We start from the raw sequence: 13,780 nt of genomic DNA on the forward strand, positions 1-13,780 counted from the left end.
CAAGCTGGGCTTATGTGTGTAATACGATAAATCGATTTTATTTATCTTACAGCAACTGTTTCCATGGATTTCAGCCCGACGCTGGCACCACGAGTGCCGCCAGGGCCATGGCGCTCACACGGCGCCACCTGACCCGATGACAGTCTCGTCATCGCTGTGCGTAACACAAGAACAAGACAGGCGTTTCTTCACATTCTGCCGGCACACTTGAGCAAGAGGTCAGACTTACATGAATCAATCCCTAGCCGCGTTCAAACGCTGGCGCATCCAGATTTTCGCCATCACCTGGCTGGCTTACGCCGCCTTCTACTTCACCCGCAAAGCCTTCTCGGTGGCCAAACTGGGCATCGCCGAAGACCCAGGCTTCATGCTCGACAAGGCCGCCATGGCCAACCTGGACGCCATCTACCTGGCCGCCTATGCCGTGGGCCAATTCACCTGGGGCATGCTTGCCGACCGCTTCGGCCCGCGCGTGGTCGTGCTGGGCGGGTTGCTGATTTCTGCGGCGGCGGCAGTGGTGATGGGCAGTTACGCAACCTTCCCGATCTTCGCCACCTGCATGCTGGTACAGGGCCTGGCGCAATCCACCGGCTGGGCCGGCTTGTGCAAGAACATCGGCAGCTTCTTCCCGGCTTCGCAGCGCGGGCGGGTGCTGGGCCTGTGGAGTTCCTGCTATGCCTTCGGCGGCCTGGTGGCGTCGCCGTTCGCGGGCTGGTGGGCCTACACCCTGGTGGGCACCTGGCATGCGGCGTTCTTCTCCAGCGCGGTCGTGGTGGCGCTGGTGGCGGTGCTGTTCTTCTTCCTGCAGCGCAACAAACCCGAGGACGTCGGCTTGCCGGCGGTTGAGCCCGAGCCGCAAAGCATGGCCCCGGCCGACAACCTGTGCAGCGTGTGGGCACCCCTGCGGGAAATCTTGCGCAACCGCACGGTGTTGACCCTGGGCCTGGCGTATTTCCTGCTGAAGCCGGCGCGCTACGCCATCTTGCTGTGGGGCCCTGTAATCGTCTTCGAGCAGATGCCCTCGGTGGGCAAAGTGGGCGCGGCAATCATCCCGACTGCTTTCGAACTGGCCGGGCTGCTTGGCCCGATCATGATCGGCCTGGCCTCCGACAAACTGTTTGGCGCCCGGCGCATGCCGGCCTGCGTGATCAGCCTGGTGCTGCTGACCGTGACACTGGCGGCGTTCATGGCGGCCATGCACACCGGCAGCGTGCTGCTGGTGGTGGCGCTGCTGTTCGTCATGGGCCTGACCCTGTACGGGCCGGACTCGATGATCAGCGGCGCTGCAGCCATCGACTTCGGCACCGCCAAGGCCGGCGCCACCGCAGCAGGTTTCGTCAACGGCTGTGGCTCGGTGGGCGCGGTGCTGGGTGGGCTGCTGCCGGGTTACTTCGACGGCGTCACGGTGTTCATCGTGTTCGCGGGCTGTGCGCTGTTCTCGGCGCTGGTGTTGCTGCCGCACTGGAACAGCCGCCCGGCCAGCAGCGCGCAAGGCACCGACGTGGCACCGAACACCAGCATGGCAATCAAGCCACTGCGTACTTAAAGGAAAGCGAGCGAATGAGACCCTTCTGGCTGCAACAGGCCCTGGATTCGGCGCAGGAGGCGGTATGCCCGCCGCTGCAAGGCGATACCCGTTGCGATGTGTGCATTGTCGGCGGCGGCTACACCGGCCTGTGGACGGCACTGATGCTCAAGGAAGCGGTACCGGCCCTGGATGTGGTGCTGATCGAGGCCGACATCTGTGGTGCCGGTGCCAGCGGCCGCAATGGGGGGTGTGCGTTGTCCTGGTCGGCCAAGTACTTCACCCTCGAACGCCTGTTCGGGGCGGCGGAGGCGGTGCGGCTGGTGCGCGAGTCGGAGCGCAGCATCGCAGACATCGGTGTGTTCTGCGCGGCCAATGGCATCGACTGCGACTACCGCCTGGACGGCACGCTGTACACGGCCACCAACGCAGCGCAGGTCGGTGCCACCGACGCGGTGATCGCCGCGTTGGAGCACAAGGGCATCAACTCGTTCCGCCGCTTGCCGCTGGAGCAGGTGCAGCGCCTGGCCGGTTCGGGACGGCACCTGGAGGGCTGGTTCTCGCCGGCCGCCGCCACCGTGCAGCCTGGCAAACTGGTGCGCGGCCTGCGCCGCGTGGCCTTGCAGCGCGGCGTGCGCCTCTACGAAGGCACCGCCATGACCGGCCTGGAACACGGCGCCCCGGTGCAGGTACGCACGGCCCACGGCACGCTGCGCGCCGACCGTGTCGTGCTGGGCCTCAATGCCTGGATGGCGCGCGTCTTCCCGCAGTTCGAGCGCAGTGTGGCGATCGTTTCCAGCGACATGGTCATTACCGAACCGTGCCCCGAGCTGCTGCGCCAGATCGGCCTGGACAGCGGCATCAGCGTGCTCGACTCGCGTATTTTCGTGCACTACTACCACAACACCTCCGATGGCCGGCTGATGCTCGGCAAGGGCGGCAACACGTTTGCCTATGGCGGGCGCATGTTGCCGGTGTTCGACCAGCCGTCGCCGTATCGGCGGTTGCTGCGCGAAAGCCTTGGCGGCTTTTTCCCGGCCTTGGCCGAGGTGCCACTGGCGGCCAGCTGGAACGGGCCGTCGGATCGCTCGGTAACCGGCCTGCCGTTCTTTGGTCGGTTGGACGGGCAGGGCAACGTGTTCTATGGCTTTGGTTACTCCGGCAGCGGTGTTGGCCCGTGCCACATGGGCGGGCAGATTCTTTCGTCGCTGGCGCTGGGGCTGGACAACCCGTGGACCCGGTCGCCGCTGGTCAAAGGGCCGCTGGGGTTGTTCCCGCCCGAGCCGATCCGCTACCTGGGCTCGCTGATGGTGCGCAATGCCATCCGCCGCAAGGAGCAGGCCGAAGATCGTGGTGTGCGCCCGCGAAGGCTGGACGTGCGGTTGGCGCGGTTTGCCGCAGCGGCGGGCAAGGCCGATAAAGGCTGATGAGATTTCTTGTCGATCCCATGCTCGAGGGCGTATAAAATGCACCCACTTTTGGCCGGTCGCTTCCTGAACCGGCCGCTGAAACAAGAGAGTCGACATGGGCGCACAGTGGAAAGCCAAACATAGAGAAACAGCGGCCAATGCCAAAGGCAAGATCATGGGCAAGCTGTCCAAGGAAATCCAGATCGCGGCCAAGTCGGGTGCCGATCCCGACATGAACCCGCGCCTGCGCCTGGCCATCGTGCAAGCCAAGAAAGCTTCGATGACCCGCGAGACCCTGGATCGGGCAATCCGCAAGGGCGCTGGCCTGGACGGTGATGCCGTGCAATACCATGCGGTGAGCTATGAAGGTTTCGCACCGCACCAGGTACCGCTGATCGTCGAGTGCCTGACCGACAACATCAACCGCACCGTCGCGCAGATCCGCGTGCTGTTCCGCAAGGGCCAGCTGGGTGCCAGCGGTTCGGTAGCGTGGGACTTCAACCATGTAGGCCTGATCGAAGCCACGCCTGCGAGCGCTGACGCTGATCCGGAAATGGCCGCGATCGAAGCCGGTGCCCAGGACTTCGAGGAAGGTGAAGAAGAGGGCTCGACCCTGTTCATCACCGACACCACCGACCTGGACGCGGTGCAGAAGGCCCTGCCAGAGCATGGTTTCACCGTGACCGCAGCAAAAATCGGCTACACCCCTAAAAACCCGGTAAGCGCGGCCAGCCTGAGTGCTGAAGCGTTGGCCGAGGTCGAAGCGTTCCTCGAGGCGATCGACGAGCACGATGACGTGCAGAACGTCTATGTTGGCCTGACCGAGTAATCGTCGGGGCCGCGTTGCGGCCTGTTCGCGGGCAAGCCCGCTCCCACAGGTTTTTCACGATGCTGAACGATGTGAGAACCCTGTGAGAGCGGGCTTGCCCGCGAATAGGCTTTTGAATTCCACCGCAGGGAGCCTGCATGAACCCCACCTTCGCCTCCCTCAGCCTCGCCCACCTGCGTACCCTCGACCACCTGTTGCAGCTTAAAAACCTCAGCCACGCAGCCGAGCGCCTGGGTGTCAGCCAATCGGCCCTGAGCCGCCAGTTGGCCCACCTGCGCGAAGCCTTCGATGATCCATTGCTGGTGCGCCAAGGGCGTGGTTACGTGCTTAGCGAACACGCCGAAGCCCTGGTCGAGCCTTTGCGCCAGGTGCTCGAAGAACTGCACGCGCTGCGCCAGCCCGCCATCTTCGACCCGGCGCGTTGCGAGCGGCGGTTCTGCCTGGCCGCTTCGGACTATGTGGCCGAGCACATGCTGCCGCTGCTGGTGGCGGCGCTGGAGCGCGAAGCGCCAGGTGTGTCGCTGGAGTACCGCACCTGGCAGGCCGGCCAATACGCCTTGCTGGCCAGCGGAGAAATCGACCTGGCGACCACCTTGTTCGACGAGTCGCCGCCCAACCTGCACGGACGGCTGTTGGGTGAGGACCGCGCGGTATGCCTGATGCGCCAGGATCATCCGTTGGCCGCGCAGGCCGCGCTCAGCCAGGCCGACTACCTGGCGTACAAGCATGTGCGCATTTCGGGCGGTGGCGACAAGGACAGCTTCATCGACCGGCACTTGCGTGCACAGGGCCTGCAGCGGCGGGTCAGCCTGGAAGTGCCGTTCTTCTGCGCCACGGTACAAGTGATTGCCAACAGTCAGGCAGTGGCCACGGTCCCCGAGCATATTGCCCGGCAGTTGTGCCGTTTACATCACCTGGCCTGGCGGCCACTGGGCTTCATTGACCACAGCCAGCGCTATTGGGTGGTGTGGCACCAGCGCCTGCAGGCTTCGGCCGAGCACCGCTGGTTGCGCAACCGGGTGTTCGAGCTGTGGCGTCAGTCGCAGTTCGGGGTGCAGGGTGGGCATGCGGGTTTGCCATAGCAGCTATGCGTGAAGCGGGGGTTATTCGGTTGGGGATAGGTGCCTAGACTGGGGCATTGTGTTGATTGTGCGGCTTCTTCGCGGCTGTAGGCGCGGGTTTACCCGCGAAAGGGCCAGCACAGGCAATGGATAACTCCAGGAGAGCTAGCGTGACCCCCGAACAATTCCGCCAGTACGGCCACCAACTGATCGACCTGATTGCCGACTACCGCCAGACCGTGGGCGAACGCCCGGTCATGGCCCAGGTCGAACCTGGCTATCTCAAGGCCGCCTTGCCCGCAACTGCCCCTCAACAAGGCGAACCTTTCGCGGCCATTCTCGACGACGTCAATAACCTGGTCATGCCCGGCCTGTCCCATTGGCAGCACCCGGATTTCTATGGCTATTTCCCTTCCAATGGCACCCTGTCCTCGGTGCTGGGGGACTTCCTCAGTACCGGTCTGGGCGTGCTGGGCCTGTCCTGGCAATCCAGCCCGGCCCTGAGCGAACTGGAAGAAACCACCCTCGACTGGCTGCGCCAGTTGCTTGGCCTGTCTGGCCAGTGGAGTGGGGTGATCCAGGACACTGCCTCGACCAGCACCCTGGTGGCGCTGATCAGTGCCCGTGAACGCGCCACTGACTACGCCTTGGTACGTGGTGGCCTGCAGGCCGAGCCCAAGCCTTTGATCGTGTATGTCAGCGCCCACGCCCACAGCTCGGTGGACAAGGCTGCACTGCTGGCAGGTTTTGGCCGCGACAATATCCGCCTGATCCCCACCGACGACCGCTACGCCCTTCGCCCAGAAGCACTGCAGGCGGCGATCGAACAGGACCTGGCTGCCGGCAACCAGCCCTGCGCCGTGGTTGCCACCACCGGCACCACGACGACCACTGCCCTCGACCCGCTGCGCGCGGTGGGCGAAATCGCCCAGGCCAATGGGCTGTGGTTGCACGTTGATTCGGCCATGGCCGGCTCGGCGATGATCCTGCCCGAGTGCCGCTGGATGTGGGACGGCATCGAGCTGGCCGATTCGGTGGTGGTCAACGCGCACAAATGGCTGGGTGTGGCCTTCGATTGCTCGATCTACTACGTGCGCGATCCGCAGCACCTGATCCGGGTGATGAGCACCAATCCCAGCTACCTGCAGTCGGCGGTGGATGGCGAGGTGAAGAACCTGCGCGACTGGGGCATTCCGCTGGGCCGTCGGTTCCGTGCGTTGAAGCTGTGGTTCATGTTGCGCAGCGAGGGTGTCGATGCATTGCAGGCGCGGCTGCGGCGTGACCTGGATAATGCCCAGTGGCTGGCGGGGCAGGTCGAGGCGGCGGCGGAGTGGGAAGTGCTGGCGCCAGTACAGCTGCAGACCTTGTGCATTCGCCATCGACCGGCGGGGCTTGAAGGGGAGGCGCTGGATGCGCATACCAAGGGTTGGGCCGAGCGGTTGAATGCATCCGGCGATGCTTATGTGACGCCGGCTACACTGGACGGGCGGTGGATGGTGCGGGTTTCGATTGGTGCGCTGCCGACCGAGCGGGGGGATGTGCAGCGGCTGTGGGCACGTCTGCAGGACGTGATCAAGGGCTGAAGCCTTCGCGGGCAAGCCCGCTCTCAAAGGATCGCATCAGGGCTGAAGCCTGTACGGTACCTGTGTGAGCGGGCTTGCCCGCGAAGGGGCTGCAAGGCAGCCCCTGCAATCTATCAGTGGCTCACCGCCTGAAAGCTACCTTTACGGCTGGCTTCATAGGCAGCCTTTTCCATCGGCTTGGCGTCTGGGTTGCCCAGGTCGTCCATCGCCAGGCGGTGGGTTTCCGGGGCAATGTAGGCCGCCAGGGCGCACACGCCGGTGATGAAGAAGGCCAGCCCACCGACTACCAGCGGAATGTTGTCCGAGCCAGGTGGGGCAACCATTGCGAACAGCGCGGGCAGCATGGCGGTCAGCATGGTGCCGATGTTCTGCGCGATGGCCATGGCCGTAACGCGGTAGCGGGTGTGGAACAGCTCTGGGTAGAAGCTTGGGAACACCGCGTTGTAACCCTGGTAGACCATGCCCCACATGACGATCGAGGCGGCGAACGCCATCGGCACGTTCTGGATGCTGATCGCATACAGGTAGACGAAGGCCAGCAGGCCAGAGCCCAGGCAGCCAGCGATCATGGTCGGGCGACGGCCGATCTTGTCAGACAGGTTGCCCACGAACGGGATCACCAGCACCGCGACGATGTTGCCGACCACCGGAATCCACAGGTACACGCTCTTGTCGAAGCCGATGCCATACGCCGGCTGCACCGCGTAGGCCGCGCCGAAGATGGTGGCCACCACCGGGATCACGTTCATCAGTGCCATGAACATCACCAGCACCATGTGCTTCCAGCTGTGGCGGAAGGCTTCGCTGATGGGCGACTTGACAACCTTGTCCTGTTTCTCTTCTTGAACGAACGCCGGGGTTTCGTGCACTTCCTTACGGATGATGAAGCCGGCAACCAGCACGATGGCGCTCATCAGGAACGGAATGCGCCAGCCCCATTCGGTAAAGGCTTCGCTGGGCATGAAGTACGCCAGTGGCAGGAATACCGCCGCCGCCAGTACCTGGCCCGCTTGCACACCTTGCAGGGTGAAACTGGCGTAGTAGCCTCTTCGGCCAAACGGCGCGTGCTCCATGATCATCGAGCTGGCACCGGAAATTTCCCCGGCCACGGCAAAGCCCTGGATCAGGCGCAACACCACCAGCAAGGCCGGTGCGAGGTAGCCGATGTCGTGGTAGGTGGGTAGCAGGCCGACAGCCATGGTCGACAGGCCCATCAGGAACATGCACAGCAGCAATACGTTCTTGCGACCGCGGGTGTCACCCCAGTGGCCCAGTACGAAGGCGCCGATCGGGCGTGCCAGGTAGCCCACGCCATAGGTGGCCAACGAGGCAATGATGGCCATTTTCGGGTCGGTGTTAGGGAAGAAAATCTGCGGGAAAATCAGCGCAGCGGCCTGGGCGTAGATGAAGAAGTCGTAGTACTCGAGTGCCGAGCCTATCCATCCACTGGCGGTCGCTTTCTTTGCTTGCGAGCTGGAGTGAGCCATCGTTGTCTCCGTTGTTATTGTTGTTTGCGCAGGTTCCGCCAGAGGTTATGCCAAGGCAGGAGGCAACGGTCGGTGTGCCTGCGTCTGTGGTCCATGTTGACCACGGGCCCGCGGTCTAGCAATTCGCTAAAACGGGTTTTGTGCGATAATCGAACGCAAAACTAACCATTCCGTACAAAGAGATTGAAGCGACGACTTTACCTGCGAATAATCGATCGTGCCATAAACTGTGACAGGGGTTGTTTGCCCGAATGGCACCGTATTCTTCCAACAACAAGGAACTCCCGCCATGCAGCGTTCGATCGCTACCGTGTCCTTGAGCGGCACTCTGCCGGAAAAGCTCGAAGCCATCGCCGCCGCCGGTTTTGACGGCGTCGAGATCTTCGAGAACGATCTGCTCTATTACGCTGGCAGCCCGCGCCAGGTGCGCCAGATGTGCGCCGACCTGGGCATTGCCATCACCTTGTTCCAGCCTTTCCGCGACTTTGAAGGCTGCCGCCGTGACCGCCTGCAGAAAAACCTCGACCGCGCCGAACGCAAGTTCGACCTGATGCAGGAGCTGGGTACCGACCTGGTGCTGGTGTGCAGCAACGTCCAGGCCGATGCCCTGGGTGACGAGCAACTGTTGGTCGACGACCTGCGCCTGCTGGGCGAACATGCTGGCAAGCGTGGCCTGCGCATTGGTTACGAAGCGCTGGCCTGGGGCCGCCACGTCAACACTTACCAGCAAGTGTGGAACCTGGTGCGCCAGGCCGACCACCCGGCACTCGGGGTGATCCTCGACAGCTTCCACACCTTGTCGCTCAAAGGTGACCCCAGCGCGATCCGCGACATCCCCGGCGACAAGATTTTCTTCGTGCAAATGGCCGATGCGCCGATTCTGGCCATGGATGTGCTGGAGTGGAGCCGCCACTTTCGCTGCTTCCCGGGGCAGGGCGAAATGGACATGGCCGGTTTCCTCGCGCCGATCCTCGCCACGGGTTACCGTGGCCCGCTGTCGCTGGAAATCTTCAACGACGGCTTCCGCGCCGCACCGACCCGGCAGAATGCCGCTGACGGCTTGCGTTCGCTGCTGTACCTCGAAGAGCAGACCCGCTTGCGCCTGGAGCAGGAAAACACGCCGATCGAACCTGGCGTGCTGTTCTCCCCGCCGCCGGCCAGCGCTTATGACGGCGTGGAGTTCCTGGAGTTCGCGGTCGACGAAGCCGTCGGCGCGCGCCTGGGCAACTGGCTGAAGCGCCTGGGCTTTGCCGAAGCCGGCAAGCACCGCAGCAAAGAAGTGCAACTGCTGCGCCAGGGTGATATCAACATTGTGCTGAACGCCGAACCGTATTCCTTTGGCCACAACTTCTTCGAGGCCCATGGCCCGTCGCTGTGCGCCACTGCGCTGCGGGTCAAGGACCAGCAAGCGGCCCTGAAGCGGGCCACCGCCTTCCGTGGCCAGCCGTTCCGCGGCCTGGTCGGCCCCAACGAATGCGAAGTGCCGGCGGTGCGTGCGCCCGATGGCAGCTTGCTGTACCTGGTAGAGCAGGGCACTGCCGGCCACACCCTGTACGACACCGACTTCAGCCTGGACAACAACGCAGCCGCGACCGGCGGCTTGCGCCGCATCGACCACATGGCCCTGGCCTTGCCGGCCGAGTCGCTGGACAGCTGGGTGCTGTTCTACAAGAGCTTGTTCGACTTCGCCGCCGACGACGAAGTGGTGCTGCCCGACCCGTATGGCCTGGTCAAGAGCCGCGCCCTGCGCAGCCAGTGCGGCACCTTGCGCCTGCCGCTGAACATCTCGGAAAACCGCAACACCGCCATCGCCCATGCGCTGTCAAGCTACCGTGGTTCGGGCGTGCATCACATCGCTTTCGATTGTGACGACATCTTCCGCGAAGTGGCGCGGGCCAAGCTGGCAGGGGTACCGCTGCTGGAAATCCCGCTGAACTACTACGACGACCTGGCGGCGCGTTTCGATTTCGACGACGAGTTCCTCAGCGAACTGGCGTACTACAACGTGCTGTACGACCGTGACGCTCAAGGTGGCGAGCTGTTCCACGTCTATACCGAGCCGTTCGAGGAGCGTTTCTTCTTCGAGATCATCCAGCGCAAGGCGGGGTACGCCGGTTACGGCGCTGCCAACGTTGCGGTTCGCCTGGCAGCCATGGCCAAGGCCCGAAGCGGCGCGGCGCGCAAGCCGGTGCTGTAGTCGCCTGCACCGGCCTGTCTTGTGGGAGCGGGGTGAACCCTGCTTCCACAGGATCGTTACGGCCCGATTCAGTGACGCTCAGCCACCATCAACAACGACTGCGGCACCGCGCTCTGCGGGTGCTGCGGTTCCTGCAGACTGACCAGTCGCAACCCCGCCATGTCCAGCGCATTCAGCCAGCTGGCCAGGGTGCGGAAATACCAAGGCATCGGTTGCCAATCCCCGGCAAACCCGGCAAAAGACTCCTCTCGCCAGCCATCCTGATAAGCCCCGCCGGCCACGCTCCACGGGTGCAGGGTCTGGATCACCAGTGCACCGCCTGGCACCAGCAAAGTACGCATGGCCGACAACAGTTCAATGATGTCCTGATGCAACAGCGCGAAGTTGGCGCAGATCACGTCATAGTCCTTGCCAACATGCACCTTCGCCTCAGCCAGCTGCGCATAGCTGGCCAGGTGCACCTCACCCGCGCCCGCAGCCTGCGCTGCATCCACCAGGGTACTGTCGCCGTCGACGCCCACGGCCTCGATACCCCGGCCGGCCAGCGCGCGCAGCAGCCAGCCCTCACCGCAGCCCAGGTCGAGCACCCGTTCGGGCTGGCGGCCGAGGATGGCCAGCAGGATGGCCTGGTCAGTGACCTGGCGACGGCTTTCGATGGCGCCATGGCGTACGGCGTCGATCCAGGCCTGGGCGTTCTGGTGCCAACTGTCGAGCAAGGCGTCTTCAGGGTTGCGCATGATCGGCTCCATCAGCGGAAAAGGTGAAGGGCGAGCCCGGCAACGGCGCAGCCGATCAGCACGTGTATCACCCCGCGCTTGTAGCGGAACAGCGCCACAGCCGCCGCGAGCGCTATCACCGCCGAGGACCAGTGGAACGCGCCATCGAACCCGGCCGGCCACAGCACGTGGTAGCCGAAGAACAGCGCAAGGTTGAGGATTACCCCCACCACCGCCGCAGTGATCCCGGTCAGTGGGGCGGTGAACTTCAGTTCGTTGTGGGTCGACTCCACCAGCGGGCCTCCGGCGAGGATGAACAGGAACGAGGGCAGGAAGGTGAACCAGGTCACCAGGCTCGCTGCCACTGCGCCCGCGAGGAACGCCTGGTGGGCGCCGAACATCGGCTGCAGGTAGCCGCCGACGAAACCGACAAAGGCCACCACCATGATCAGCGGCCCGGGCGTGGTCTCGCCCAGCGCCAGGCCATCGATCATCTGCGTGGGCGACAGCCAGCCATAGTGGCCGACAGCCCCTTGATAGACATAGGGCAGCACCGCATAGGCACCGCCGAAAGTCAGCAGCGCCGCCTTGGTGAAGAACCAGCCCATTTGCGTCAGTGTGCCGTGCCAGCCAAAGGCCGCCATCAGCAGGCCCATGGGCAGAAGCCAAAGCGCTGCAACTGCCAGCAGCAAGGTCACCAGACGGCCCCAGCTGAAGCGGGCGTGCGCGGGTATCGGGGTATCGTCGTCGATCAACGCCGGGCGCTGGCGGGCCCTGGCTGCGCTGTGGCCACCACCGGGCGCGAACTGTGCCGGCAGCAGCCGGCCACCGACATAACCCAGCAGTGCGGCCGCCAGCACGATCAGCGGGAAGGGGACGTCAAGCGCGAAAATGGCCACGAACGAGGCCGCGGCAATGGCCCATAACCAGCCGTTCTTCAGCGCCCGCGTGCCAATGCGGTGGGCGGCATGCACGACGATGGCGGTCACGGCCGGCTTGATCCCTTCGAAAATCCCGGCGACCACCGGTACTTCGCTCCAGGTCAGGTACACCCACGACAGGCCGATCAGGATGAACAGCGACGGGAGCACGAACAGAGCGCCGGCCATCACCCCGCCCCAGGTGCGGTGCATCAGCCAGCCGATGTAGGTGGCCAGTTGCTGGGCCTCGGGCCCGGGCAGCAACATGCAGTAGTTGAGGGCATGCAGGAAACGCCGTTCACTGATCCAGCGGCGCCGCTCCACCAGCTCCTGATGCATGATCGCAATCTGCCCGGCCGGGCCGCCGAAACTGACGAAACCCAGCTTCAGCCAGAACAGCAATGCCTGGCCCAGGCCGACAGAGGCGGGTGTTTGCCCGGCAGTTGCTTGCAGGTGTTCAGCCATGCGGTGTGCCCTTGCTTTCAGCCAGTCGCAGCGCGTTGGCGCTTGATTCGGTACATGTGCCCGTCAGCATGGCGCAGTAACATGTCGGCATCGTTGCCGTCTTCGGGAAAGCGGGCCACGCCAATACTGCAGGACGGTGCATCGATGCCAGCAAACTCGGCGTCGAGCGGTTCGGCCATGACCGCGAGAATGTGCTGTACGTGCGTGGCAATGGCCTCCGGCGACGGGCAATCGGGCAATAGCACGGTGAATTCGTCACCGCCCATCCGCGCTACCGTGCCAGCCGCCCCTACGCAGCTTTCCAGGCGGCGGGCCAGTGTGCACAGGACCCGGTCACCCACGCTGTGGCCGTGGTTGTCGTTGATCTGCTTGAAGTCATTGATATCGAGGAACAGCAAGGCCAGCCTGCGGTTGTGACGCCGGGCCGCGGCCAGGGCAGTGTCCAGCCGTTCATTGAACATGGCGCGGTTGGCCAGCCGGGTCAGAGGGTCATGATGGGCGAGGAAGCGCAGTTCGTCTTCGGCCTTGCGCTGGGCGGTAACGTCCCGCGCCACGCCGATACGCGCTTGGGCCTCCTCGGACCAGCAGGCCGCCCACAAAATGTGCACCACGCTGCCGTCCTTGCGAAGGTAACGGTTGCAAAAGTCGTAGTGCGGCTGGCCGTTCATCACCCGCATGATCGAGGCGCGCGTGGCCGCGAGGTCGTCAGGGTGCATGTACTGGGTGATGGACGTGCCGATCAGCTCGCAGGCCTGGTAGCCCAGCAGTGTCTTGCAGGCATCACTGACGAACACGATCTGGTTGTCCCTGTCGACCACGAATACCGTGTCCAGCATCAGATGGATCAGCCTGGGGTACAACGCTTGCAGGTCTACGGGCATGGCTCAGGGTGTCCGCGGCAGGGTGACCGATCATAGCCTGAAGGAATACGTCGCAGCTACGGCAGCCTGCAGGGCCAGGGCGCGCCAAGGTATTCGGCGAGCTTGAGCCGGCATGTTGGTGGGATGTATCGATTGGTGATCAAGCCCCGGCGCCACGCGTTATACTCCGCGCCATTTTGCATGATGGCCGGAGTAAGGTATGCGCCAGGTTTTGCTCATCGTCGATGTTCAGTCCACCTTCAGCCCGCCCGAGTGGCTGGTCGATGGTTTGCGGCGGTTGTCAGCGAACATTCCCACCATAGCCTCGGTCGAGTTGCACGATGAACAGGTCACGCCGTTCGAGCGCCAGCTCGGTTGGCACCCGGCGGCCGAGGACGAGAGCCTGGTCGAGGCCGACCAGGTGTTCGTCAAGCATGGCTATGGACAAAGTGCCGAAGCTATCGACTACATCCGGCAACTGGGTGTCGAGCGGGTGCTGGTGTGTGGGTTGCAGACCGAAACCTGCGTGCTGGCCGCCGGCTTTGCCCTGTTCGATGCAGGGCTGATGCCCACGCTGGTGACAGACATGACAATAGGGTCATCGCTGGACCGCTCGGGCAAGCTGGGGACCGACCTGTGGAAGCACCACTTCCGCCAGGTCACCACCTCGGTCGAGGTGCTGGCTGAACTGGCCGGACGCGCGTAGTGCATGCGCCGGCGGGGACATC

At 64.0% G+C, this 13,780-nt stretch carries 11 protein-coding genes; 7 read left to right on the top strand and 4 right to left on the bottom strand.

Annotated features, from left to right (window positions below):
* Positions 1 to 229 precede the first annotated feature (229 nt).
* From AA098_RS11415 to AA098_RS11435, 5 genes are all read left to right on the top strand, one after another.
* The gene (locus tag AA098_RS11415; RefSeq protein WP_019751922.1) at positions 230 to 1,546 is read left to right on the top strand and encodes an MFS transporter; all 1,317 of its coding nucleotides are present in this window, start codon (positions 230 to 232) and stop codon (positions 1,544 to 1,546) included.
* A 14-nt stretch (positions 1,547 to 1,560) separates the two neighbouring features.
* Positions 1,561 to 2,952, top strand: coding sequence for an FAD-dependent oxidoreductase (locus tag AA098_RS11420; protein WP_060544797.1), 1,392 nt, complete (start codon positions 1,561 to 1,563; stop codon positions 2,950 to 2,952).
* Between the two features lie 97 nt (positions 2,953 to 3,049).
* Positions 3,050 to 3,763 carry a YebC/PmpR family DNA-binding transcriptional regulator gene (locus AA098_RS11425; protein ID WP_004575404.1) on the top strand — a complete coding sequence of 238 codons (714 nt, stop codon included), beginning with the start codon at positions 3,050 to 3,052 and terminating at the stop codon, positions 3,761 to 3,763.
* A gap of 137 nt (positions 3,764 to 3,900) precedes the next feature.
* Positions 3,901 to 4,845 (top strand): LysR family transcriptional regulator, encoded by a 945-nt coding sequence (locus AA098_RS11430; RefSeq protein WP_003250783.1) that lies wholly within the window; start codon positions 3,901 to 3,903, stop codon positions 4,843 to 4,845.
* A gap of 149 nt (positions 4,846 to 4,994) precedes the next feature.
* Positions 4,995 to 6,407, top strand: a complete 1,413-nt coding sequence (locus AA098_RS11435) for a DOPA decarboxylase (protein ID WP_003250785.1) — start codon at positions 4,995 to 4,997, stop codon at positions 6,405 to 6,407.
* A 113-nt stretch (positions 6,408 to 6,520) separates the two neighbouring features.
* Here the strand turns inward: AA098_RS11435 and AA098_RS11440 are convergent, their stop codons facing one another.
* Positions 6,521 to 7,894, bottom strand: coding sequence for an MFS transporter (locus tag AA098_RS11440; RefSeq protein WP_064614228.1), 1,374 nt, complete (start codon positions 7,892 to 7,894; stop codon positions 6,521 to 6,523).
* A 289-nt stretch (positions 7,895 to 8,183) separates the two neighbouring features.
* Between AA098_RS11440 and quiC the strand changes: the two genes are divergently transcribed.
* Positions 8,184 to 10,091, top strand: coding sequence for a 3-dehydroshikimate dehydratase QuiC (gene quiC, locus AA098_RS11445; RefSeq protein WP_004575405.1), 1,908 nt, complete (start codon positions 8,184 to 8,186; stop codon positions 10,089 to 10,091).
* Between the two features lie 68 nt (positions 10,092 to 10,159).
* Here quiC and AA098_RS11450 read toward each other — a convergent pair whose 3' ends face one another.
* The 3 genes from AA098_RS11450 to AA098_RS11460 are packed head-to-tail and all read right to left on the bottom strand — an operon-like array spanning position 10,160 to position 13,073.
* Positions 10,160 to 10,828 carry a bifunctional 2-polyprenyl-6-hydroxyphenol methylase/3-demethylubiquinol 3-O-methyltransferase UbiG gene (locus AA098_RS11450; RefSeq protein ID WP_004575406.1) on the bottom strand — a complete coding sequence of 223 codons (669 nt, stop codon included), beginning with the start codon at positions 10,826 to 10,828 and terminating at the stop codon, positions 10,160 to 10,162.
* A gap of 11 nt (positions 10,829 to 10,839) precedes the next feature.
* Positions 10,840 to 12,192, bottom strand: coding sequence for a chromate efflux transporter (gene chrA / locus AA098_RS11455; RefSeq protein ID WP_003250794.1), 1,353 nt, complete (start codon positions 12,190 to 12,192; stop codon positions 10,840 to 10,842).
* Between the two features lie 17 nt (positions 12,193 to 12,209).
* The gene (locus AA098_RS11460) at positions 12,210 to 13,073 is read right to left on the bottom strand and encodes a sensor domain-containing diguanylate cyclase (RefSeq protein WP_004575407.1); all 864 of its coding nucleotides are present in this window, start codon (positions 13,071 to 13,073) and stop codon (positions 12,210 to 12,212) included.
* Positions 13,074 to 13,272: 199 nt separating this feature from the next.
* Here AA098_RS11460 and AA098_RS11465 point away from each other — a divergent pair, with 199 nt between their 5' ends.
* A complete protein-coding gene (locus AA098_RS11465) occupies positions 13,273 to 13,758 on the top strand; it encodes an isochorismatase family protein (protein ID WP_004575408.1) in 486 nt (161 codons plus the stop codon).
* The last annotated feature ends 22 nt before the right edge of the window (positions 13,759 to 13,780 follow it).

The organism is Pseudomonas sp. JY-Q (genome assembly GCF_001655295.1).
In the GTDB taxonomy this organism is placed as follows: domain Bacteria; phylum Pseudomonadota; class Gammaproteobacteria; order Pseudomonadales; family Pseudomonadaceae; genus Aquipseudomonas; species Aquipseudomonas alloputida.

Coding starts and splice junctions, on each gene's coding strand:
- AA098_RS11415 (WP_019751922.1), top strand. CDS start 230: ATGAATCAATCCCTAGCCGCGTTCAAACGCTGGCGCATCCAGATTTTC.
- AA098_RS11420 (WP_060544797.1), top strand. CDS start 1,561: ATGAGACCCTTCTGGCTGCAACAGGCCCTGGATTCGGCGCAGGAGGCG.
- AA098_RS11425 (WP_004575404.1), top strand. CDS start 3,050: ATGGGCGCACAGTGGAAAGCCAAACATAGAGAAACAGCGGCCAATGCC.
- AA098_RS11430 (WP_003250783.1), top strand. CDS start 3,901: ATGAACCCCACCTTCGCCTCCCTCAGCCTCGCCCACCTGCGTACCCTC.
- AA098_RS11440 (WP_064614228.1), bottom strand. CDS start 7,894: ATGGCTCACTCCAGCTCGCAAGCAAAGAAAGCGACCGCCAGTGGATGG.
- quiC (WP_004575405.1), top strand. CDS start 8,184: ATGCAGCGTTCGATCGCTACCGTGTCCTTGAGCGGCACTCTGCCGGAA.
- AA098_RS11450 (WP_004575406.1), bottom strand. CDS start 10,828: ATGCGCAACCCTGAAGACGCCTTGCTCGACAGTTGGCACCAGAACGCC.
- chrA (WP_003250794.1), bottom strand. CDS start 12,192: ATGGCTGAACACCTGCAAGCAACTGCCGGGCAAACACCCGCCTCTGTC.
- AA098_RS11460 (WP_004575407.1), bottom strand. CDS start 13,073: ATGCCCGTAGACCTGCAAGCGTTGTACCCCAGGCTGATCCATCTGATG.
- AA098_RS11465 (WP_004575408.1), top strand. CDS start 13,273: ATGCGCCAGGTTTTGCTCATCGTCGATGTTCAGTCCACCTTCAGCCCG.